The following is a 22,860-nucleotide window of genomic DNA, read 5'->3' as shown; positions in this document are numbered from 1 at the left end:
AGGAGTATTGGGGTGTCGAGTACCGAAGATGAACAGCTGGCGGATTTGAAGGACTGGTGGCAGCGCAACGGCAAGCCCCTGGTCACCGGCGGCCTGTTGGCGCTGGTCATCGTGTTCGGCTGGCAGGCCTGGCACAAGTATCAGAACAATCAATCGCAAGGCGCCTCGATGCTCTATCAGCAATTGCTGGAGACCACGCTGACGCCTGACGGCAAGCCGGATGCAGCCCGTGTCGCAGACCTGGCCGGCAAGCTCAACAGTGAGTTCGGCGGTACTGCCTATGCGCAATACGGCAGCCTGTTCGTCGCCAAGGTGGCGGTCGACACCGGCAAGCTGGACGACGCAGCGACCGAGCTCAAAGCCATCGCCGACAAGCCGGCCAACCCGACGCTGGGCGAAATCGCCCGTCAGCGCCTGGCCCAGGTCCTGGCCGCGCAGAACAAGGCCGATGAAGCGCTGAAGCTGCTCGAAGGCGATGCCGACAAGGCATTCCTGGCCACTCGCGAAGAGCTCAAGGGCGACCTGCTGGTCCAATTGGGCCGTACCGACGAAGCCCATGCTGCGTATGAAAAAGCCAAGGCCGCGCTGTCCGATGAAGCGGCGGTCGGTGGCCTACAAATCAAGCTGGACGACCTGGCCAAAGGGGATGCGTGACGTGATCCGTTGGAAACATGCAGCATTGCTGGCTCTGGCCGTTCTGGCCGCGGGTTGCAGCAGCAACAGCAAGAAAGAATTGCCACCTGCCGAACTGGTCGACTTCAAAGAAGAAGTGGTCCTGCAGAAACAGTGGAGCCGTTCGGTCGGTGACGGCCAGGGCGAAACCTACAACATGCTGGTTCCGGCGATCGACGGCAGCACCATCTACGCCGCCGACGTCACTGGCGTGGTAGAGGCACTGGATCGCATGAACGGCGACGTCAAATGGAAACAGGACCTGGAGTTGCCTGTGTCCGGTGCCGTTGGCGTGGGTTACGGTCTGGTCATGATCGGTACCCTCAAGGGCGAAGTGGTCGCTTTGGACGCTTCGAGCGGCGAAGAGAAGTGGCGCGCGCGGGTGACCAGTGAAGTACTGGCTCCGCCGTCCACCAATGGCGATGTGGTGGTGGTCCAGACCCAGGATGACCGTGTGATCGGCCTCGATGCCGCCACCGGCAACCAGATGTGGGTCTACGACAGCACCCCGGCGGTACTGACCCTGCGCGGCACCAGTGCGCCAATCACCACCAACCGCCTGGCGGTTGCCGGTCTGTCGACCGGTAAAGTGGTGGCCCTGGATATCCGCAACGGCGTGCCGGTGTGGGAACAGCGCGTGGCCATTCCGCAAGGTCGTTCCGAACTGGATCGCGTGGTCGATATCGACGGTGGCCTGCTGTTGTCCGGTGGCACCCTGTATGTCGCCAGCTACCAGGGTCGCGTAGCGGCGCTGGACCTGGAAAGCGGTCGTCCGCTCTGGCAGCGCGATGCTTCCAGCTATGCGGGTGTCGCTCAAGGTTTCGGCAGCGTCTATGTGAGCCTGTCCTCCGGCACCGTCGAAAGCATCGACGAGCGTTCCACCACTGCGCTGTGGAGCAACGACTCGCTGGCCCGCCGTCAACTGTCGGCCCCGGAAGTCTTCTCCAGCTACGTGGCGGTCGGTGACCTGGAAGGTTACCTGCACCTGCTGAGCCAGGTTGACGGTCGCTTCGTTGGCCGTGAGCGTATCGACAGCGATGGTCTGCGTGCGCGTCCGCTGGTAGTGGGCAATATGATTTATGTGTATGGCAACAGCGGCAAACTGGAAGCCCTGACCATCAAGTAATGGTTTGACTATGCTTGGGGTTGATCCCCAAGCGGCCTTGCCCCGGCAAGGTTCGCAGCACGTCACGTGCTGCCCCGAGCACCAGCCGCTGCCTCGCAGCGGCTTTTGTATTTTCTGAATTAACGCAGTGGAGAGCCGCATGGTTCCCGTAATCGCCCTGGTGGGCCGACCGAACGTCGGCAAGTCCACCTTGTTCAACCGCCTGACTCGGACTCGCGACGCCATTGTCGGCGACCTGTCCGGTCTGACCCGTGATCGCCAATACGGTGAGGCCAAGTGGCAAGGGCGTACCTACATTCTGATCGACACCGGCGGTATCTCCGGTGACGAGCATGGCATGGACGAAAAGATGGCCGAGCAGTCGCTGCTGGCCATCGAAGAAGCCGATGTCGTCCTGTTCCTGGTAGATGCCAAGGCCGGTTTCACCGCGGCCGACCAGATGATCGGCGAGCACCTGCGCAAACGTAACAAGACCTCTTACGTGATCGCCAACAAGGTCGACAATATCGACCCAGACATGGCACGTGCCGAGTTCGCCCCGCTGGGCATGGGCGACGCGATCCCGATCGCCGGTGCTCACGGTCGTGGTATCACGCAGATGCTGGAAATCGCCCTGCGCGAGTTCCCGAAAGACGACGCAGACGAGCCGGAAGAGGGCGAGGAAGAAGTCGTAGCCGAAGGCGAGGAAGCCAAGCGCATTCCGGGTCCGAGCGAAAAAGACGGGATCAAGATCGCCATCATCGGTCGGCCGAACGTGGGCAAGTCCACCCTGGTCAACCGCATGCTCGGCGAAGACCGGGTCATCGTCTACGACCAGCCGGGCACCACCCGCGACAGTATCTACATTCCCTTCGAGCGTAACGAAGAGAAGTACACGCTGATCGACACCGCCGGTGTGCGCAAGCGCGGCAAGATCCACGAGGAAGTTGAAAAATTCTCGGTGGTCAAGACCCTGCAGGCGATCAAGGACGCCAACGTGGTGATCTTCGTCATGGACGCCCGCGAAGGCGTGGTCGACCACGACCTGAACCTGCTGGGCTTCGCCCTGGAAGCGGGCCGGGCCCTGGTCATCGCCCTGAACAAATGGGATGGCATGGACCCGCGCGAGCGTGACTATGTGAAGACCGAGCTGGAGCGCCGGCTGTTCTTCGTCGACTTCGCCGACATCCACTTCATTTCGGCGTTGCACGGCACTGGCGTGGGCAACCTCTACCAGTCGGTGCAGAACTCCTTCAAGTCCGCGGTAACCCGCTGGCCGACCAGCCGCCTGACGCAGATCCTCGAAGACGCCGTGAGCGAGCACGCGCCACCGATGGTCAACAACCGTCGCATCAAGCTGCGTTATGCCCACCTGGGTGGCGCCAACCCGCCGCTGATCGTGATCCACGGCAATCAGGTGGAGAAGGTGCCGAAGTCCTATGTGCGCTACCTGGAAAACACCTACCGGCGTGTTCTGAAGCTGGTCGGTACGCCGATCCGCATCGAATTCAAGGGCGGCGAAAACCCGTACGAAGGCAACAAGAACACGCTCACCGACCGTCAGGTCAACAAGAAGCGTCGTTTAATGACACACCACAAAAAGGCCGAGAAGAAGCGCAAAGACAAGCGCTGAGTCACCTGGTAGGAGCCGGCTTGCCGGCGAAGCCCCGGACCCGCTTCAATGCTTCGCCGGCAAGCCGGCTCCTGCAGGATTTGCCTTGGAAAAAGGGCGCCTTTGGCGCCCTTTTTCATGCCTGTGGTTTGGGCTATTCTCGGGACCTCCCCGAGCCGCCGTAGAGCCGGGTGTTCAGCAGGGAATCACCCATGATCACCAGTAAGCTGCCGAATGTCGGCACCACCATCTTCACGCAAATGTCACAGCTCGCCGTAGAAACCGGCGCGCTGAACCTGTCCCAGGGTTTTCCCGATTTCGATGGCCCACAGGCCCTGCGCGATGCCGTCGCCCGGCATATCGCCAGCGGCCACAACCAATACGCACCGATGACCGGTCTGCCGGCCTTGCGCCAGCAAGTGGCGGCCAAGATCGCCCGCAGTTATGGCGTGCAGGTGAATGCCGAGACCGAGGTAACCATTACTCCGGGCGCCACCCAGGCGATCTTCTGCGCCATCCAGGCAGTGATCCAGCCCGGTGATGAAGTGATCGTCTTCGATCCTTGCTACGACAGCTATGAGCCTTCGGTGGAGCTCGCTGGCGGGCGCTGCGTGCATGTACAGCTTGGCCTGACCGATTTCGCCATCGATTGGCAGAAACTCGGCGAGGCCCTGAGCCCGCGTACGCGGATGATCATTCTCAATGCCCCGCACAACCCCAGCGGTGCGCTGATCAGCCATGCGGAACTGGACCAGCTGGCTGCGCTGATTCGCGATCGGGATATCTACCTGGTCAGCGACGAGGTGTACGAGCATCTGGTATTCGACGGCATCCCCCACGTCAGCGTGCTGGCCCATGAGGAGCTGTACCAACGGGCATTTGTGGTCAGTTCCTTTGGCAAGACCTATCACGTGACCGGTTGGAAAACCGGCTATGTGGTCGCACCACCGGCCCTGAGCGCGGAGCTGCGCAAGGTGCATCAATATGTCAGCTTCTGCGGCGTGACTCCTTTGCAGTACGCTCTGGCGGACTACATGGCCGAACACCCAGAACATGTCGAAGAGCTTCCCGGTTTCTATCAGGCCAAGCGTGATCTGTTTTGCGACCTGCTGGCACCTTCGCGCTTCAGCTTTACCCGGGTGGCCGGTACTTACTTCCAACTGGTGGACTACTCGCAGATCCGCCCGGACCTGAATGACGTCGAGATGGCGATCTGGATGACCCGCGAGCACGGCGTTGCGACCATTCCGGTGTCGGTGTTCTACCGCGAGCCACCACAAGGACAGCGTCTGGTAAGGCTATGCTTTGCCAAGCGTGAGGAGACGCTGCGTCAGGCAGCGGAGAAGCTATGCGTGATCTGAGTGCTTTACCCAATCTGAATGTGGTGCTGATACAGACCTCTCTAGTCTGGCACGACCGCCAGGCCAATCTTGAGCACTTCGAGCTGTTGCTCGAACAGGCCCGGGGCGCCGACCTGATTATCCTGCCGGAAATGTTCACCACCGGATTTTCCATGGAGTCCGAAGCCCTCGCCGAGGCGGAAAGCGGTCCGACCAGCAAGTGGCTGCGCAGCCAGGCCGCCAGGCTTGATGCGGTCATCACTGGCAGCGTGATTATCCAGGCCGCCGACGGCAGCCACCGCAACCGCCTGCTGTGGGCTCGCCCTGACGGCGAGGTCTGGCATTACGATAAACGCCATTTGTTCCGCATGGCGGGCGAGCACGATCACTACACGCCGGGCGAGCGCCAGGTGCAGTTCGAACTCAAGGGTTGGCGGGTCAGGCCGCTGATCTGCTACGACCTGCGCTTTCCGGTGTGGAGCCGCGATGCCCGGGATACCGACTTGCTGCTGTACACCGCCAACTGGCCAGGGGCACGGCGTCAGCACTGGAACCGTTTGTTGCCGGCCAGGGCCATCGAAAACCTGTGTTATGTGGCCGCGGTCAATCGGGTCGGTACCGACGGCAAGGGGTTTGCCTACACCGGGGATAGCCAGGTGTTGGATTTCCAGGGCGAGACCCTGCTCAGCGCGGGGGAGGCCGACGGGGTATTTCAGGTCTGCCTGAATGCCGCGGATCTGGCGGCCTATCGCGCGCGCTTTCCAGCCTACCTCGATGCCGACACCTTCGAGTTCACTCAAGCTTAAAGATCTGTCGGGGTGGGCCGTTAAGGGGTAAGAGGATTTTCAGGGAGATTTGTCATGACCACTATCGGTGCCGCGAGCATCAATCCATTCCCGCTGGGGGCCGCGCCGCAAAAGCTCAACATCGCCGAGCAGCAGGCCAGCCCGCTCGAGGTGCAGGACAAGGGCGCTGTCGATGACAGCGACTCGGTGAGTGTCGACATGCGGGAATACGGCGCCAAGGCCGACCTCAGCTCATCCACTGCTGATATCGTCGCGCAGTTGCAGAAGCAGATCGACCAGACCGAAAAGACCCTGTCCGAGCAGCAGTCGCAATTGTCCGGGGTGCAGAAGGGCCAGGCGAGCGAGGAGCAGAAGGCGCAACAGGCCTTGGAGGTGCAGGCGCAGATCGCGATCACTGCCAATAACCTGCAAGTATTGCAGGCGGCCTTGCTCCAGGCGCTGACGGCGCGGATCAATACCACCGCCTGAGTGGGGCAATAAATGCACAGCCAAAAAAAGCCCCGGATCATCCGGGGCTTTTTTGTCGCCGTAAACCGTCAGGCGGCTTTGGCGTCCAGCTGGCTCAGGGAGCGGTTCAGCGCGCTGAACAGGGCCTTGAAGCTGGCGGTGGTGATGTTTTCATCGATACCCACACCGTGCACCGCGCGTTCGCCGTTCACACGCAGTTCGATATAGGCCGCTGCCTTGGCGTTGGTGCCCGCGCCGATGGCGTGCTCGTTGTAGTCCATGATTTCCACCGGAACCGGCAAGCCGGCCACCAGGGCTTCCAGGGCGCCATTGCCCTTGCCGCGCCAGTGCAGGTTGGTCTCGCCCTGGCCCTTGCCGGACACTTCCACTTCCACGGCGCTGTGGCCGTTTTCTTCCTGCAGGCGATGGCTGACCAACGCGTATGGGGTGTTGGCCTGCAAGTATTCGCTGTGGAGCAGCGCGTGGATCTGCTGGGCGGTCATCTCCAGACCCAGGCGATCGGTTTCACGCTGTACCACCTGGCTGAACTCGATCTGCATGCGGCGTGGCAAGCTGATGCCGTATTCCTGTTCCAACAGGTAGGCGATACCGCCTTTGCCCGACTGGCTGTTGACGCGAATCACCGCCTCGTAGCTGCGACCGATGTCGGCCGGGTCGATCGGCAAGTACGGCACTTCCCACAGCGCATCGGATTTCTGCTGGGCGAAGCCCTTGCGGATAGCGTCCTGGTGCGAGCCGGAGAAGGCGGTGTGAACCAGGTCGCCGACATACGGATGACGCGGGTGAACCGGGATCTGGTTGCACTCTTCGACCACTTTGCGCACGCCGTCGATATCGGAGAAATCCAGTTCCGGATCGATGCCCTGGGTGTAGAGGTTCAGGGCCACGGTGACCAGGTCGACGTTGCCGGTTCGTTCGCCGTTGCCGAACAGGCAGCCTTCGACGCGGTCGGCGCCGGCCATCAGGCCCAGCTCGGTGGCGGCTACGCCGGTACCACGGTCGTTGTGGGTGTGCAGGCTGATGATCACGCTGTCACGACGGTTGATGTGGCGACCGAACCATTCGATCTGGTCGGCATAGATGTTCGGCGTGGCGACTTCGACGGTGGCCGGCAGGTTGAGGATCACCTTGTTGGCTGGCGTCGGGTTCCAGACCTCGATCACTGCGTCGCAGACTTCCTTGGCGAACTCCAGCTCAGTGGCGCTGAAGGTCTCTGGCGAGTATTCGAACTGCCATTGGGTTTCCGGCTGCTGGGCGGCATATTTGACGAACAGCTTGGCGGCATTCACCGCGATCTCTTTCACGCCTTCCTTGTCCTGGTTGAAGACAATGCGGCGGAACGACGGGCTGGTGGCGTTGTACAGGTGGACGATGGCTTTCTTCGCCCCGCGCAACGATTCGAAAGTACGGGCGATCAGGTCTTCACGGGCCTGGGTCAGCACCTGGATGGTGGTGTCGTCCGGGATGTGGCCGCCTTCGATCAGGGTGCGCACGAAGTCGAAGTCGGTCTGCGAAGCGGCCGGGAAGGAGGCCTCGATTTCTTTCACGCCGACGGCGACCAGGGTTTTCCAGAAGCGCAGCTTCTTCACCGCATCCATTGGCTCGATCAACGACTGGTTGCCATCACGCAGGTCGGAGCTGCACCAGATCGGCGCGCGGGTGATGGTCTTCGACGGCCAGGTGCGGTCCGGCAAGTTGATGGTCGGGAACGCGCGGTACTTCGAGGAAGGGTCTTTGAGCATGCTCATGGGGAAATCCTTATTGTCCGGGCCGAAAAGAGGCGGCCTGCCGGTGAATCAATGGGTGTGTTGTTTGAAGCAGGGGACGAGGTACCGCGACTCAACCTGGCAGTCGTGCGCTGACGAGGCAGAGGCTTCGGTGTTGACGGCGCTGAATGAGGGTGTGAGAGGTTTTCATGCCCTCAACCCTAACCACTGGGGTGAAAGATGGCAAGCAGTCGAAAAAAATTGAGATAAATCTCTTAAAAATGGTTTTTCGCGAGATTTTATTCTGTCGAGCTTATAGCTGGCTCGATCTTATTGCGCAGAGTTTTGAACCTGCGCAATCCCTGCGGGAGCCACGGCTCAGGGCTGGAAGGCCCCGATAAAGATCGCCGGATCGACCCGGGCGTCGTTCAGGCTGACGTTCCAGTGCATGTGCGGCCCGGTGGCGCGCCCGGTGGAGCCGACTTTCCCGACCACCCCGCCGCGGGCCAGTTGCTGGCCGACCTTCACGTCGATCTTCGACATGTGGCAGAACATACTGATAAAACCCTGGCCGTGGTCGACGAATACGGTATTGCCGTTGAAAAAGTAATTGCCGATCAGGATCACCTTGCCAGCTGCGGGTGTCTTGATCGGCGTGCCGGCGGGCACTGCGAAGTCCAGCCCAGCGTGCGGATTGCGCTCCTCACCGTTGAAGAAGCGGCGGACGCCGAACTTGCTCGACAGCGGGCCGCTCACCGGCTTGTCCAGCAACAGGTTGCTCGGGGTGTTGGGGCTGAAACTGCGGTAGGCGCGGACCTGCTCGGCCAACTCGGCGTCGATGCGCTTGAGGTCGGCCGGATCGGGGTTGACCTGGCGTTTGTTCTTCAGCGTGATGTGTTGTTCCGGGTATTTCTTGCTGCCCACACTGAAGTTCAGGTTGCGACCGCCAGCGCTGATCTGCTGGGTGCCGGGCTTGACGGTCAGCGGGATGCCGACAATCGCCAGCCAGTTGTTCTGTTCCTTGATCACCAGTAGCGGTTTTCCCTGGTAGCTGGCCTTGGGCGCCTGGGCGGCGCTGCCCAGATCGATCACCGCCACGCCGCCGGGCACCGGTTTGTTCAGCAGGCGTGTGATGTAGCTATCGGCGTGGGCGTTGAAGGTCAGGCACAGCAACAGCAGGGAGCTCAGAAAACGCGGCATGGATCAATCCAGTAAAGAAAGGGTGACAGGCGTCAGGTGATTGTCCTCGACCCGGACCTGCAGTTCGCCTTCGCCAAGCCGGGCTTTGAGGCGCTGGCCCGGCTGGGTCTGTGCGGCGCTGCGAATGGCCTGGCCGCGTTCGTCCAGCAGGATGCTGTAGCCACGGCCCAGGGTGGCCAGCGGGCTGACCACATGCAGGGTCTGCATCTGGCTTTGCAGTTGCAGGCGACGGGATTTCAGACCTTCGCGCATGGCCCGTGGCAGGCGTTCGGCCAGGCTATCTAGGCGTTGCCGCAGCAGCGCCAGCTGACGCCCGGGGTGTTGGCCGGCGAGCCGGGTTTCCAGGCGGATCAGACGCTCGCGGCGGGTATTGAGGCTGCGCTCGAACGCCCGGCGCATGCGCATGTCCAGGTCGTCCAGGCGCTGTGCTTGCTGGCGCAGGCGCTCACCTGGGTGACGCAGGCGCCGGGCCATGCCTTCCAGGCGCAGGCGATCACGCAGCAACCGGTCGCGCATGCGCATCACCAGGCGCCGATGCAGGCTTTCGACCCGGTGTTGCAGGTCGCTGGCGTCCGGCGCGAGCAGTTCGGCCGCCGCCGAGGGCGTTGGTGCGCGCACGTCGGCGACGAAGTCGCTGATCGATACGTCGGTTTCATGACCCACGGCGCTGACGATCGGCGTGACACAGGCATCCACCGCCCGGGCCACGGCTTCTTCGTTGAAGCACCAAAGGTCTTCCAGGGAGCCGCCGCCACGGGCCAGGATCAGCGCATCGAAGCCACGGGCATCGGCCATTTTCAGGGCGCGGACGATCTGCGCGGTCGCCTCGCGGCCTTGTACGGCAGTAGGGATCAGGGTCAGGGCCACCTGTGGCGCGCGGCGTCGGAACACGCTGATGATGTCGCGAATCACCGCCCCGGTCGGCGAACTGATAATGCCGATGCGCTGCGGATGGGCGGGCAGTGGCACTTTGCGTTCGCTGCTGAACAGGCCTTCGGCGCTGAGCTTTTCCTTCAGCGCATCGAAGGCCAGGCGCAGGGCGCCGTCGCCGGCCGGTTCGACCGTATCGAGGATCAGTTGGTAGTCGCCGCGGCCTTCGAACAGCGAGACCTTGCCGCGTACCTTGACCGCCAGGCCGTCCTTCAGAGCCTGGCGCACCCGCGCGGCATTTTGCCGAAACAGCGCGCAGCGCACCTGGGCATTGCTGTCCTTGAGGGTGAAATACACATGGCCGGACGCCGGGCGGGCGAGGTTGGAAATTTCGCCTTCGACCCAGATGTTGCTGAACACGTCTTCCAGCAACACCCGCGCACGGCCGTTGAGCTGGCTGACTGTCAGGACTTCGCGGTCCAGGCCGAGTCTTGCAAAGGGATCTTTAATCATGGGGCGCAGTTTAAAGGCATTCGGCAAACAATCTCCATGGATCGAAACAAAAGGAGACGATGCCTTTGCCGGCCTCCAATACGCCTTCGGCGGTTAGGGCGTGAGAGCGTTGTGGAAGTGTTCGATGAACTGTTTGACCAAAGGTGTCGGATCTTGCCGACAGGCGAGGGCGACCGTGCTCTGGCAGGCCGGGTCCGCCAAGGGCAGGAAGTGCAGGCTGGCGGGCGCGATGTCACGCATCGACTCGGGCAGCAGGGCGATGCCGAATCCGGCCTGGATCAACTGCAACTGCGTGGTCTTGCGCGACAGCACCCGCGCTGCCTTGGGGAAAAAGCCCTGGCGCATGCACAACTCGGCCGACAGGTAACTCAGGCCGCCACGCTGCGGATGGGGAATGGAGATAAAGGCTTCGTCGCGCAGTTGCGCCAGATCCACGCCCTGCTTGGGAGGATCTGCTGCCAGAGGGTGGCCCGGCGGCACGGCCAGCAGCAGGCGTTCGCTGAACAGTGGCGTGATCCGCACGCCCTCGCGCTGGCGCAGTACCGGCAGTCGCAGCAGGCCGATATCCAGCCGGCCTTCGGCGACTTCTTCCAACTGCGCTTCGGAAGACAGGGTGGCGATGTCCATCGAGGCCCCCGGGCACTGCTCCAGGTAACCGCTGATGGCCCGCAGCAGGCGGCCGCTCATGGACACGGTGCTGGAGTGGCTCAGGCGCAATGTTCCCAGCTGCCCCTGGCCGACCTGGGTCGCCAGTTCGCTGGCCTTGTTCAGCTCATCGAGCAGGTTGCGGGCGCGCGGGTAGAACGCTTCGCCCGCCGCCGTCAGCCTGGGCAGGCGCGCGGTGCGCTCGAACAGCGCGGTCTTGAGGTGGGTTTCCAGTTCCTTGATCTGCCGGCTGAGGGCTGACTGGGCAACGAACAGGCGTTCGGCGGCGGCGCTGAAACTGCCGCTGTCGGCGATTTCCACGAAGTAGCGCAGTTGGCGGGTTGAAATCACTCGTCATGCCTTTTTGAGATGGGTAGGTGGCTTTGATGATATTAGTCGCAAGGCTTGTGGCTGGCTAAAGTCATTCCTTGATAAAGAAGGAAGGCGAATCGATGAGCATGGTCGAGTTGTTGGGGCAGTGGTCGTGGGGGACGAGTGGCTGGTTGGCGATCGGCCTGGGGATCGCCCTGGCCTATATCGTGTTTGGCATCGCCGGATTCGGCACGGCGCTGGTGGCGGGGCCGGTGCTGATCCTGTTCATGCCGCTGTCGAAGATAGTCCCACTGCTGGTGCTGCTGGATTTTGTCGCGGCCTTCGGCAATCTCCTGCCGTCGCGGCGGGATGTTGATCGCTCCGAACTGTTGCGCCTGCTGCCGTGCATGGCGCTGGGCTGCACCCTGGGGGTGATCTTCCTGCTCAACCTCAAGTCCGATGTGTTGCTGCTGTTGATGGGGCTGTTTATCAGCGCTTATGCGGCGTACAGCCTTTGGGGCAAGACAAGGCCCAAGGCGCTGGCGGCGGGCTGGGCGATTCCCATGGGGACCGTGGGTGGAACGTTCGGCGCGCTGTTCGGCAGCGGCGGCTTTTTATATGCGATCTATCTGAATAGCCGCCTGCCCAAGGATGCGGCGCGGGCCACCCAGAGTGCGTTGATCAGTTGCAGCACGGTGGTGCGCCTGAGCCTGTTCGCCATTGCCGGCGTTTATGCGCAACTGCCTTTATTGGTGCTGGCGCTGTGCTTGTTGCCGGCCATGGCCCTGGGCCTGTGGATTGGCCGGCGGCTGACCATGAGATTGTCCCGCGAGGCGTTCGTCCGGCTGGTGACCTGGCTGGTGCTGGCCAGCGGCATGGCCCTGGTCGGTCGTTACCTGAGCACTTGACCTGTGGGGTTCAGGGATTAAGCTGCGGGCCCTCGGATTTGCCAGGTACGCCGACTTCTACACTTATTGGCAGGTATCGGTTTGCTGGCGGTACTGTTCGAGCAGGCGACGCAGACTTCCCTTCAGACGCTTCAGGCCCCATCCATGAACTCGCAAAGCATCATCATCCCGAAAATCTCCACCTTGCCGGTTCACGAACCCCGCGCCCGGGCGATCGTGCGTTGGTTGGTGCGCAAGAACATCGTTGAGGAAGCCTTGAGCACCTGTGGCCGTACCGGCAATCGCATGGCGCATGCGATCGCCCCAGGCGCGCGGGATGTGGTGCTGCACCCGGAGGCCTTGCCCTTTGGTGAACCGGTCAACGGCCTGGAAATCATTACCAAGCGCTGCATCTATACCCCGGCCAAGGGGTTTCTCGAGGAAGCGGGTTGCGCCGAATGCCGTCAGGAAGTGGGGGAGGCGCTGTTCGAGAGCCTGGAAGACTGGATGCCCGGGCGCACTGATAACTTCACCTGCCCCGAGTGCGGTCATGAAGATGACATCAACGGTTTTCTGTTCTTGCAGGAGTGTGGGTTTTCCAACCTCGGTTTCATCTTCAATAACTGGGCCGAAGCCGGGTTCAAGCAGAGCTTTCTCGACGAGTTCGCCGAATGGCTGGATCAGCCGGTGAGCTGGGTGAAGGTGGAGTTGTAAGGGGATTTCGGCAGCCGGGTCCGGGTGGTGAATTCATCATCAGCAGGTGCCATGTCTGCTCGCGAAACAGATGCTGTGTTCTGGCAAATTCCCCATCCATCACCCCGTTGATAATAGACAGACTTTTACATTGAGCCCGGGTAGGTGTCTGAGTATAATGGCGCGCTTCCATTTTCCCGCTCGGGAGCCCCCGCGATGCTGCGTATCAGCCAAGAAGCTCTGACCTTCGACGACATTCTCCTAGTGCCCGGTTATTCCGAGGTGCTTCCTAACGAAGTCAGTCTCAAGACCCGTCTTACCCGTGGCATCGAGCTGAATATTCCACTGGTTTCCGCCGCAATGGACACCGTCACTGAAGCCCGTCTGGCAATCGCCATGGCTCAGGAAGGTGGCATCGGCATCATCCACAAGAACATGACCATCGAGCAGCAAGCTGCCGAAGTCCGCAAGGTCAAGAAGTTCGAAGCCGGCGTCGTCAAAGACCCGATCACCATCGAGGCTGACGCCACGGTGCGCGACCTGTTCGAACTGACCCGCATGCACAACATTTCCGGCGTTCCGGTACTGCACGATGGCGACCTGGTCGGCATCGTCACTTCCCGTGACGTGCGTTTCGAAAACCGCCTGGACGCCAGTGTCCGTGAAGTGATGACGCCTAAAGAGCGCCTGGTCACGGTCAAGGAAGGCGCCGACAAGAACGACGTGCGCGAGCTGCTGCACAAGCACCGCATCGAGCGCGTGCTGATCGTCGACGACAAGTTCGCCCTCAAAGGCATGATGACCGTCAACGACATCGAAAAAGCCAAGGCTTACCCGCTGGCCAGCAAGGACGATCAAGGTCGTCTGCGCGTAGGGGCTGCCGTCGGTACCGGTAAAGACACCGGCGACCGCGTTGCCGCCCTGGTCAACGCCGGCGTGGACGTAGTGGTGGTCGACACTGCCCACGGTCACTCCAAAGGTGTGATCGACCGCGTTCGCTGGGTCAAGGAAAACTACCCGCAAGTGCAGGTGATCGGCGGCAACATCGCCACCGGTGCCGCAGCCAAGGCCCTGGCCGCAGCGGGCGCTGATGCGGTCAAGGTCGGTATCGGCCCTGGTTCGATCTGCACCACCCGTATCGTCGCCGGTGTCGGCGTACCGCAAATCAGCGCCATCGCCAATGTCGCCGCGGCCCTTGAAGGCACCGGCGTTCCATTGATCGCCGACGGCGGCATCCGCTTCTCCGGTGACCTGTCCAAGGCCATCGTCGCCGGTGCTTCCTGCGTGATGATGGGCTCGATGTTCGCCGGTACCGAAGAGGCGCCAGGCGAAATCGAACTGTTCCAGGGTCGCTCCTACAAGGCTTACCGCGGCATGGGTTCGCTGGGTGCCATGTCCCAGGCCCAGGGCTCTTCCGACCGTTACTTCCAGGACTCCTCCGCGGGTGCCGAGAAGCTGGTTCCGGAAGGCATCGAAGGCCGTGTTCCCTACAAGGGCACCCTGACCGCCATCATCCATCAGCTGATGGGGGGCCTGCGTTCTTCCATGGGCTACACCGGTAGCGCCAACATCGAAGAAATGCGCACCAAGCCAGAGTTCGTACGCATCACTGGCGCCGGTATGGCTGAATCCCACGTCCATGACGTGCAGATCACCAAGGAAGCGCCAAACTACCGCGTAGGTTGATGCTTCAAGCAAAACGTTAAATGACCGGGGCTGTTTTATTCAGCCCCGAGTCGTTTCTGAATCACGACTGTTTTCGAATTACCTAGACGAGACTGAATCATGGCCCTCGACATTCACGCCCACCGCATCCTGATCCTCGATTTCGGTTCTCAGTACACCCAATTGATCGCCCGTCGCGTGCGTGAAATCGGCGTGTACTGCGAACTGCATCCGTTCGACATGGATGACGAAGCGATTCGCGAATTCGCTCCCAAAGGCGTCATTCTCGCCGGCGGCCCCGAGTCCGTGCACGAAGCCAACAGCCCGCGTTGCCCGCAAGCGGTGTTCGACCTGGGCGTGCCGGTCTTCGGTATCTGCTACGGCATGCAGACCATGGCCGAGCAAATGGGCGGCAAGGTCGAGGGTTCCGAACTGCGTGAATTCGGTTATGCCCGCGTCGATGTGGTCGGCAAGAGCCGCCTGCTGGACGGCATCGAAGACCACGTCGACGCCGACGGCCTGTTCGGCCTCGACGTATGGATGAGCCACGGTGACAAGGTCACCAAGATGCCGCAAGACTTCCACATCCTGGCCAGCACCCCGAGCTGCCCGATCGCCGGCATGTTCAACGACGACCTGCGCTACTACGGCGTGCAGTTCCACCCGGAAGTGACCCACACCAAGCAGGGTGGTCGCATCCTGTCGCGCTTCATCCTCGACATCTGCGGCTGCGAAGCCCTGTGGACCCCATCGAAAATCGCTGAAGACGCCATCGCCCAGGTGCGTGCCCAGGTCGGCACCGACAACGTGCTGCTGGGGCTGTCCGGCGGCGTCGACTCCTCGGTGGTCGCGGCCCTGCTGCACAAAGCCATCGGCGACCAGCTGACCTGCGTTTTCGTCGACAACGGCCTGCTGCGCCTGCACGAAGGCGAGCAAGTGATGGCCATGTTCGCCGAGAACATGGGCGTCAAGGTGATCCGCGCCAACGCCGAGGAACAGTTCCTCAACAACCTGGCCGGCGAAGCCGACCCGGAGAAGAAGCGCAAGATCATCGGCCGTACCTTCATCGACGTGTTCGATGCCGAATCCTGCAAGCTGGACAACATCAAGTTCCTGGCCCAGGGCACCATCTACCCGGACGTGATCGAGTCGGCTGGCGCCAAGAGCGGCAAGGCCCACGTGATCAAGTCGCACCACAACGTGGGCGGCCTGCCGGAAGAAATGAACCTCAAGCTGGTCGAGCCACTGCGCGAGCTGTTCAAGGACGAAGTCCGTCGTCTGGGCCTGGAGCTGGGCCTGCCGTACGACATGGTCTACCGTCACCCGTTCCCGGGCCCGGGCCTGGGCGTGCGCATCCTCGGCGAAGTGAAGAAGGAATACGCCGACCTGCTGCGTCGCGCCGACCACATCTTCATCGAAGAGCTGCGCAAGGCCGACTGGTACCACAAGGTCAGCCAGGCGTTCGTGGTATTCCAGCCGGTGAAATCGGTGGGCGTGGTCGGTGACGGCCGTCGTTACGCCTGGGTCGTGGCCCTGCGTGCCGTGGAAACCATCGACTTCATGACCGCGCGTTGGGCGCACCTGCCTTACGAGCTGCTGGAAACCGTCAGCGGCCGGATCATCAACGAGATCGAAGGCATCTCCCGCGTCACCTACGACGTGTCGAGCAAGCCGCCAGCCACCATCGAGTGGGAATGATCCCGGCCGAGTGATCGGCAGCTGATCGTTCAGGCAACAGCAATGGCGATCGAGACCTTCGGGTGTCGATCGCCATTTGTGTTTCAGGGTCTTTAAAAAGCCCGTTTTCCAGCCCTTCCGCAATACCAGGAAAGACATGGGCACATCGTCGCCCGCCTGGCCTGTGTACCCTCGACAGACATTCATCGAACTCCCAGCGGCGGCCTCTGGCGACTCCGGCGCAGGTGTTCAGAATATTTGTGGTTGTCAGTTGACAACCTATTCATTGTTGACGAGACTGGAGGCCATGGATGGCTCGCACACCTCATCCCAAGAAAGACATTGAAATGGCGCTGCGCTACGCCGAATGGCAGGGCTGGCGCGTCGAAGTCGGCGGTAGTCATGCCTGGGGCAAGATCTACTGCCCTTACAACAGCGAGGTGTGTCGTTGCGGCGAGTTCTGCATCACCAGTGTGTGGAGCACGCCGAAAAATCCCCTCCAGCATGCCCGGGCGCTGTGCCGGGTAATCGACAACTGCACGCTGAATCAGCTGCGCGGCGGGAAAGTCCCGCAACCTCGTCGGGAGTCATGACCATGGAATACCTGTTTACCCTCAACTACCTGCTGCCCGCCCACGACTGCGACCCGGACGTGCTGGTGGAGCGCCTCGGCGCGGGGGGCTGTACCGATGCGCTGGTCGGTACCGGGCTGGCGGGGCGCCTGGCACTGGAGTTCAGCCGCGAGGCCGAAAGCGCTGAGGCGGCGCTGCTCAGTGCCCTGGGCGATATCAAGCGGATCATTCCGGATGCGCGGCTGGTAGAGGCCAGCCCGGATTTCGTCGGCCTGAGCGAGATTGCCGACATCGTCGGGGTCTCCCGGCAGAACATGCGCAAGTTGATGCTCAACCATGCCGGCAGTTTCCCCCTGGCGATCCACGAGGGCAGTGCCTCGCTCTGGCATCTGGCGGAAGTGCTGAGCTGGCTGGAGGCCCGGGGCGGTTACCAGTTGCAGCATCCGGTGATAGAGGTGGCGCGGGTCGCGCAATCCGTAAACGTCGCCAAGGAGGCCCGACGGGTCGGCACGCCGAGCGCCGAACTGGTGGCGCTGCTGGGTTGAGCGGGCCTGCCGCGGTGGTCAGCGTCGGGCGACGTCCGAGAAGTAGAACTTGTCCAGGGTATGGCGTGATTCGGTGTACTCGAACTGCCGGCCGTCCTGCAGGAAGGTCTGGTTGCTGACCACTATCACGTGGCTCTGGCCCTCCAGGTCCAGGTGCTGCTGGTCATCCCGGGTGCGTGGGGTGGCTTCGATGGTCCGCTGGGCGTAGCTGATCTGCAATTGCAGGGTCTGCTCGATGTAGGCGTAGATCGAGTGCTCGGCAATCTGCCGGTCCAGTCCCGGGATCAACTCGGCGACGAAGTGGTTGATATCGAGAATCACCCGTTTGCCATCGATACGCCGCACCCGCTTGATGCGGGTAATCAGGCTGCCTTCCTCGGCCTGCAGGTGTTCGCGCAACGCGCCTTCGAGGGGAAACTGGGTGAACTCCACCACCTCGGTGCTGACGTCGTTGCCCAGGCGCGGATAGGTTTCCTGGAAGCTGACAATGCCGCCCAGCTGGAACTCGATCGGGTGCGGCGACAGCACAAAAGTGCCCTTGCCATGGATCTTCTGGGCGAAGCCGCGCTCCTGCAACTGCTCGATGGCCTTGCGCACGGTGCCGCGGCTGGCCTGGTAGCTGTCCATCAACTCGGTTTCGGAAGGCAGACGAGCGCCGCGTTCCAGGCGCTCGGTGGTGATGCTGGCAAGCAGATCGCTGTAGATCTGGTTGTATTTACTCATGGGATGGCTCTGTGCCGTCTGCGCTCAAGGCGGGAACCTTAAGGGCCGTGAGCGGATTTGTCTATTTGAGGCGAGTGGGTCGAACGCCTGACTGCGGGTGTCGAAATGGCAATGAAACACCTTACAGCAGTTTAAGAATTTTCTGTCGCGCATGGCGCGCTCTGCCGGAGAGTATGGATCTAGAGCCGTTTTTGCGCAGCAGAAACTCCCTGCGACCCGGGTTTCGGAGCGATGCCGGCAAACTCGTCTGTACGAGTTGTTGCTTTAACTCGTACAGACGAGTATTTTTCGCTTCGGCGTGCTGCCAATAACAAAAAACCAAAGCGGAAGAACAAGCATGAGCCACGATTACTCCACGATCGCCAGCGAGTTGCTGCACAGCCTCGGTGGCGCCGACAACCTCGAACAAGCCGCGCATTGCGTCACCCGCCTGCGCCTGGCGCTCAAGGACCCGAGCCGGGTGGACAGCGCGACGCTGAACCAGATCGATCTGGTCAAGGGCTCGTTTTTCACCGGTGGCCTGTTCCAGGTGGTCATTGGCCCCGGCGAAGTCGAAAAGGTCTATGCCGCGTTGCGCCAACTCACCGGGCTGGCCGCTTCCACCATCGCCGACGTCAAGCAGAAGGGCGCCGACAAGACCAACGCCATGCAGCGTCTGGTGCGGGTGTTTTCCGATGTCTTCATGCCGATCCTGCCGGCGCTGATCATTGCCGGCCTGCTGATGGGGGTGAACAACCTGATCGGCGCCAAGGGCATGTTCATCGAAGGCCGGACCCTGCTCGAGGCCTATCCGACCCTGGATGGCGTGTGGAGCCTGATCAACCTGATGGCCAACACCTCCTTCGTATTCCTGCCGGCCTTGGTGGGCTGGTCGGCGGCCAAGCGCTTTGGCGGCAGCGAAATCCTCGGCATCGTGCTGGGCCTGATGCTGGTGCACCCCGACCTGCTCAATGCCTGGAACTACGGCAAGGCCGTGGCCGGGCTGGAGGGCCAGAGCCTGCCGTACTTCGACATCTTCGGCCTGTTCCAGATCGAGAAGGTCGGCTATCAGGGGCAGATCCTGCCGATCCTGCTGGCGGCCTATGTCATGAGCGTCATCGAGAAATGGCTGCGGGCGCGGGTGCCGAATGCGATCACCCTGCTGGTCGTGCCCATCACCACCATCGTGGTCACCGGCGTGCTGGCGCTGGCGGTGATCGGCCCGGTGACCCGGCACCTGGGGATCCTGATCACCGAGGGCGTGGTCACCCTGTTCGAACTGGCGCCAATGGTTGGCGGGGCGATTTTCGGCCTGCTCTACGCGCCGCTGGTGATCACCGGCATGCACCACATGTTCCTCGCCGTGGACCTGCAACTGATCTCGACCCAGGGCGGCACCTTCATCTGGCCGATGATCGTCATGTCCAACCTGGCCCAGGGCAGCGCGGCACTGGCGGTGTTCAGCATGAGCCGCAACGCGCGGGACCGCAGCATGGCCTCGACCTCGGCGATCTCCGCCTATTTCGGCATCACGGAACCTGCCATGTTCGGGGTCAACCTGCGCTACAAGTTCCCGTTCTACGCCGCGCTGATCGGCTCGGCGCTAGGCTGCATTTTCCTCTCGCTGAACAAGGTCCAGGCCTCGGCCATCGGCGTTGGCGGGCTGCCGGGATTCATCTCGATCATTCCCCAGTACATCCCGATGTTCGTGGTCGGCATGGTCGTCGCCCTGGTGGTGCCGTTCGTGCTGACCTGCGGCTTGAGCATGAAGATCATCCGGCCGGGGTATCGCGTCGCCTGACAGATCGCGACAAGGCCCCCAGGGCCAGTACCCAACCCATTGAAGGAGCCCGCCATGCAAGACTGGCAGCGTTCGGTGATCTACCAGATCTACCCGAAGAGTTTCTACAGCCACAGCGGCCAGGCCACCGGCGACCTGCTGGGGGTGGTCGACAAGCTCGACTACCTGCACTGGCTGGGCGTCGATTGCCTGTGGCTCACCCCGTTCCTGCGTTCGCCCCAGCGCGACAACGGCTACGACATCAGCGACTACTACGCCATCGACCCGAGCTACGGGACCATGGCCGATTGCGAGTTGCTGATCGCCGAGGCCGGCAAGCGTGGCATCAAGCTGATGCTGGACATCGTGGTCAACCACACCTCCATCGAGCATGAGTGGTTCCAGCAGGCGCGCAGCAGCCTCGACAACCCGTATCGCGACTTCTACATCTGGCGTGACCAGCCGAACAACTGGGAGTCCAAGTTCGGCGGTTCCGCCTGGGAATACGAAGCGCAGACCGGCCAGTACTACCTACACCTGTTCGACCATACCCAGGCCGACCTCAACTGGGACAACCCCCAGGTGCGCGCCGAAGTGTTCAAGATGATGCGTTTCTGGCGCGACAAGGGCGTGGGCGGCTTCCGCCTGGACGTGATCAACCTGATCTCCAAACCGGCGGATTTCCCGGAAGATGCCAGCGACGGTCGACGCTTCTATACCGACGGCCCGAACGTGCACCCGTACCTGCAGCAGATGCATCGCGAGGTCTTCGAGGGCTTTGACCTGATCAACGTCGGCGAGATGTCTTCCACCAGCCTCGATCACTGCATTCGTTACTCGCAGCCCGAGTCGAAAGAGCTGTCAATGACCTTCAACTTCCACCACCTGAAGGTCGACTACCCGAACCTGCAGAAGTGGATTCGAGCCGATTTCGACTTCCTCCAGCTCAAGCGCATCCTCTCCGAGTGGCAGAGCGGCATGCAGGCTGGCGGTGGCTGGAACGCGCTGTTCTGGTGCAACCACGACCAGCCACGGGTGGTGTCGCGTTTCGGCGACGACGGCGAGTACCGGGTGGTTTCGGCGAAGATGCTCGCCACCGCGCTGCACTTCCTCCAGGGCACGCCGTTCGTGTATCAGGGCGAAGAGCTGGGCATGACCAACCCCGGCTTTACCCACATCGACCAATACCGCGATGTCGAGACCCTGAACATCTACCGCCTCAAGCGCGAAGCCGGCGACAGCGAGGCGGACAACATGGCGGCGATCATGCAGAAGTCCCGGGACAACGGGCGCACGCCGATGCAATGGAATACCGAGGCCCATGCCGGTTTCAGTAGCGTCGAGCCCTGGATCGGCGTGCCGGCCAATGCCGCGCGGATCAACGTCGCGCAGCAGCTCGAAGACCCGGATTCGGTGTTGCACCACTATCGCCAGCTGATTGCCCTGCGCCGTCGCGAGCCGCTGATCCAGGACGGCGAATATCGCCAGTTGCTGGCCGAGCACCCGCAGGTCTGGGCCTATCTGCGCGAGGGCCAGGGCGAGCGTCTGCTGGTGGTGAACAATTTCTACGGCAGCGCCTGCGAAGTGCAGTTGCCGGAGGGAGTGATGACCGAGCGCATGGAGCAGCGCCTGGTCATCAGTAACTACGCGGACCATCAAACCCGCAGTCGCCAGCTGTTCCTGCGGCCTTACGAGTCCTTTGTCCTGCACCTGATCGACCGCTGACAACCTTCCCCGCATGAGCGCGGCGTGCCCGGTACACCGCGAGCTTTCGCTCGCCGGTAGGGCGGCGCCTGCGGGGCACACACACAGAATAAAAATAATGGGGTGGCTTATGAAAACAACAATAAATCGCGGTCTCGCAGCCTCTTGCGTCTGCCTGGCCTTGCCGTTCCCGGCCCAGGCCCTGGAGTTCGCCGGTTACTTGCGTAGCGGCCTCGGGACCTCGGTCAACAGCAGCTCGCAATCCTGTTTCCAACTGCCCGGCGCCCAGTCCAAATACCGCCTGGGCAACGAATGCGAACAGTACGCCGAGCTGGAGCTGCGCCAGGACCTGTACACCCTGGACGACGGCTCGGTGCTCAGTGTCGATGCCATGGCGTCGCTGTATAACCAGTACGACCGCAGCCTGACCTTCCAGGGCGACAACGGCTCGGCGCGCATGCCGCAGATGTATGCCCAATGGTCGAACATGCCCAGCCTCAATGGCGGCTCGCTGTGGGCCGGCCGGCGTTACTACAAGCGCAACGACATCCATATCTCCGACTTCTACTACTGGAACCAGAGCGCCACTGGCGGCGGTATCGAGGACGTGCTGATCGGCGACTTGAAATACAGCTACGCCTTCTCGCGCAAGGACAACCTGTACCAGAAGGACTACATCAACCGGCACGACTTCAATGTCGCCGGTTTCAAGACCAACCCCGGCGGCGAGCTGGAACTGGGCCTGAGCTACATCGACAAGCCTGACAGTCGCGACGCCCATCGGGGCTGGGCGATCACCGCCCAGCATGTGCAAAAGGACTTCCTCGGTGGCAAGAACAAGCTGGCGTTGCAGTACGGTGAAGGCCCGGGCACCGGGCTGGGTTACACCGGCAATGTGCAACTGGATGACAGCAACAAGAGCTACCGCCTGGTGGAGTTCTTCGACTGGCAATTGACCCCGCGGTTTGGCGGGCAGGTCGAGGCGATCTATCAGAAAGACATCCGCCCCGACGGCAACGACCAGAACTGGATCTCCCTGGGCATCCGCCCGGCCTATGCGATCAGCGAGCAGTTCAAGCTGGTCACCGAGCTGGGCCACGATCAGGTCGAGGCCCCCGGCGGCACGCGCAAGCTCAGCAAGTTCACCTTCGCCCCGACCTGGTCGCCCAAGGGCCCGGAATTCTGGGCGCGCCCCGAGGTGCGTCTGTACTACACCTATGCCAGCTGGAACCAGGCCGCCAAGCGCGCGGCCAATGAGCTGGCGGCGGGGTCGGCGCTGTCCGATACCGGCGCCTTCGGCACCGCCAGGCATGGCGCGAACGTCGGATTGCAAGTCGAGTACTGGTGGAAATAAGCGATGCTGTCGGGGCTCGCGCTCCATCGGCA

General features: G+C 62.1%; 20 protein-coding genes. 15 read left to right on the top strand and 5 right to left on the bottom strand.

Translation table 11 applies throughout. The features are described 5' to 3' along the window. Positions 1-12 precede the first annotated feature (12 nt). The 6 genes from C4K27_RS24970 (at position 13) to C4K27_RS24945 (ending at position 6,003) form a co-directional block, all read left to right on the top strand. Positions 13-654 (top strand): tetratricopeptide repeat protein, encoded by a 642-nt coding sequence (locus C4K27_RS24970; RefSeq protein ID WP_007929540.1) that lies wholly within the window; start codon positions 13-15, stop codon positions 652-654. After that, complete coding sequence (gene bamB, locus C4K27_RS24965) at positions 647-1,798, top strand: outer membrane protein assembly factor BamB (protein ID WP_009045434.1); 1,152 nt, start codon at positions 647-649, stop codon at positions 1,796-1,798. Before C4K27_RS24970 ends, bamB begins: the two co-directional genes overlap by 8 nt. A gap of 139 nt (positions 1,799-1,937) precedes the next feature. Next, entirely contained in the window at positions 1,938-3,410 is a 1,473-nt protein-coding gene (gene der, locus C4K27_RS24960) for a ribosome biogenesis GTPase Der (RefSeq protein WP_007929542.1), read from the top strand. A gap of 191 nt (positions 3,411-3,601) precedes the next feature. Further along, positions 3,602-4,750, top strand: coding sequence for a pyridoxal phosphate-dependent aminotransferase (locus C4K27_RS24955; protein ID WP_053262505.1), 1,149 nt, complete (start codon positions 3,602-3,604; stop codon positions 4,748-4,750). Continuing rightward, positions 4,738-5,535 (top strand): amidohydrolase, encoded by a 798-nt coding sequence (locus C4K27_RS24950; RefSeq protein WP_053262504.1) that lies wholly within the window; start codon positions 4,738-4,740, stop codon positions 5,533-5,535. The genes C4K27_RS24955 and C4K27_RS24950 overlap by 13 nt, the downstream gene beginning before the upstream one ends. A gap of 54 nt (positions 5,536-5,589) precedes the next feature. Next, positions 5,590-6,003, top strand: coding sequence for a hypothetical protein (locus tag C4K27_RS24945; RefSeq protein WP_053262503.1), 414 nt, complete (start codon positions 5,590-5,592; stop codon positions 6,001-6,003). Between the two features lie 68 nt (positions 6,004-6,071). Here the strand turns inward: C4K27_RS24945 and leuA are convergent, their stop codons facing one another. The 4 genes from leuA to C4K27_RS24920 all read right to left on the bottom strand — a co-directional run bounded on the left by leuA (position 6,072) and on the right by C4K27_RS24920 (position 11,288). Beyond that, entirely contained in the window at positions 6,072-7,751 is a 1,680-nt protein-coding gene (gene leuA, locus C4K27_RS24940; protein WP_007929549.1) for a 2-isopropylmalate synthase, read from the bottom strand. Between the two features lie 336 nt (positions 7,752-8,087). Continuing rightward, positions 8,088-8,909 (bottom strand): peptidoglycan DD-metalloendopeptidase family protein, encoded by an 822-nt coding sequence (locus tag C4K27_RS24930; RefSeq protein WP_053262502.1) that lies wholly within the window; start codon positions 8,907-8,909, stop codon positions 8,088-8,090. Positions 8,910-8,912: 3 nt separating this feature from the next. Beyond that, the gene (gene xseA, locus C4K27_RS24925; RefSeq protein ID WP_053262501.1) at positions 8,913-10,292 is read right to left on the bottom strand and encodes an exodeoxyribonuclease VII large subunit; all 1,380 of its coding nucleotides are present in this window, start codon (positions 10,290-10,292) and stop codon (positions 8,913-8,915) included. Positions 10,293-10,385: 93 nt separating this feature from the next. Next, positions 10,386-11,288, bottom strand: coding sequence for a LysR family transcriptional regulator (locus C4K27_RS24920; protein WP_053262500.1), 903 nt, complete (start codon positions 11,286-11,288; stop codon positions 10,386-10,388). Between the two features lie 101 nt (positions 11,289-11,389). Between C4K27_RS24920 and C4K27_RS24915 the strand changes: the two genes are divergently transcribed. From C4K27_RS24915 to C4K27_RS24890, 6 genes are all read left to right on the top strand, one after another. After that, the gene (locus C4K27_RS24915) at positions 11,390-12,157 is read left to right on the top strand and encodes a sulfite exporter TauE/SafE family protein (RefSeq protein WP_053262499.1); all 768 of its coding nucleotides are present in this window, start codon (positions 11,390-11,392) and stop codon (positions 12,155-12,157) included. 144 nt (positions 12,158-12,301) lie between these two features. Further along, positions 12,302-12,850: a hypothetical protein gene (locus C4K27_RS24910; RefSeq protein ID WP_053262498.1), complete on the top strand. Its 549-nt coding sequence runs from the start codon at positions 12,302-12,304 to the stop codon at positions 12,848-12,850. Between the two features lie 195 nt (positions 12,851-13,045). Beyond that, a complete protein-coding gene (guaB, locus tag C4K27_RS24905) occupies positions 13,046-14,515 on the top strand; it encodes an IMP dehydrogenase (protein WP_007929561.1) in 1,470 nt (489 codons plus the stop codon). 99 nt (positions 14,516-14,614) lie between these two features. After that, the gene (gene guaA, locus C4K27_RS24900) at positions 14,615-16,192 is read left to right on the top strand and encodes a glutamine-hydrolyzing GMP synthase (protein ID WP_007929562.1); all 1,578 of its coding nucleotides are present in this window, start codon (positions 14,615-14,617) and stop codon (positions 16,190-16,192) included. A 290-nt stretch (positions 16,193-16,482) separates the two neighbouring features. Beyond that, positions 16,483-16,764, top strand: a complete 282-nt coding sequence (locus C4K27_RS24895; protein ID WP_007929564.1) for a hypothetical protein — start codon at positions 16,483-16,485, stop codon at positions 16,762-16,764. Positions 16,765-16,766: 2 nt separating this feature from the next. Then, positions 16,767-17,288 carry a helix-turn-helix transcriptional regulator gene (locus tag C4K27_RS24890; protein WP_053262497.1) on the top strand — a complete coding sequence of 174 codons (522 nt, stop codon included), beginning with the start codon at positions 16,767-16,769 and terminating at the stop codon, positions 17,286-17,288. Between the two features lie 18 nt (positions 17,289-17,306). Here C4K27_RS24890 and treR read toward each other — a convergent pair whose 3' ends face one another. After that, on the bottom strand, positions 17,307-18,011 hold the full coding sequence (treR, locus tag C4K27_RS24885) for a trehalose operon repressor (protein ID WP_007929570.1): 705 nt from the start codon (positions 18,009-18,011) through the stop codon (positions 17,307-17,309). A gap of 337 nt (positions 18,012-18,348) precedes the next feature. Between treR and treP the strand changes: the two genes are divergently transcribed. The 3 genes from treP (at position 18,349) to C4K27_RS24870 (ending at position 22,828) form a co-directional block, all read left to right on the top strand. Further along, positions 18,349-19,791 carry a PTS system trehalose-specific EIIBC component gene (gene treP / locus C4K27_RS24880; protein WP_009045423.1) on the top strand — a complete coding sequence of 481 codons (1,443 nt, stop codon included), beginning with the start codon at positions 18,349-18,351 and terminating at the stop codon, positions 19,789-19,791. Positions 19,792-19,845: 54 nt separating this feature from the next. Next, positions 19,846-21,495, top strand: coding sequence for an alpha,alpha-phosphotrehalase (gene treC, locus C4K27_RS24875; RefSeq protein WP_053262496.1), 1,650 nt, complete (start codon positions 19,846-19,848; stop codon positions 21,493-21,495). Positions 21,496-21,604: 109 nt separating this feature from the next. After that, a complete protein-coding gene (locus C4K27_RS24870; protein ID WP_053262495.1) occupies positions 21,605-22,828 on the top strand; it encodes a maltoporin in 1,224 nt (407 codons plus the stop codon). Positions 22,829-22,860 lie beyond the last annotated feature (32 nt).

Origin of the sequence: Pseudomonas chlororaphis subsp. chlororaphis, from assembly GCF_003945765.1 — a bacterium.
Lineage (GTDB): Bacteria > Pseudomonadota > Gammaproteobacteria > Pseudomonadales > Pseudomonadaceae > Aquipseudomonas > Aquipseudomonas chlororaphis.
Note: the sequence above shows the minus strand (reverse complement) of the source record. Positions and strands in the feature narration are given on the sequence as shown.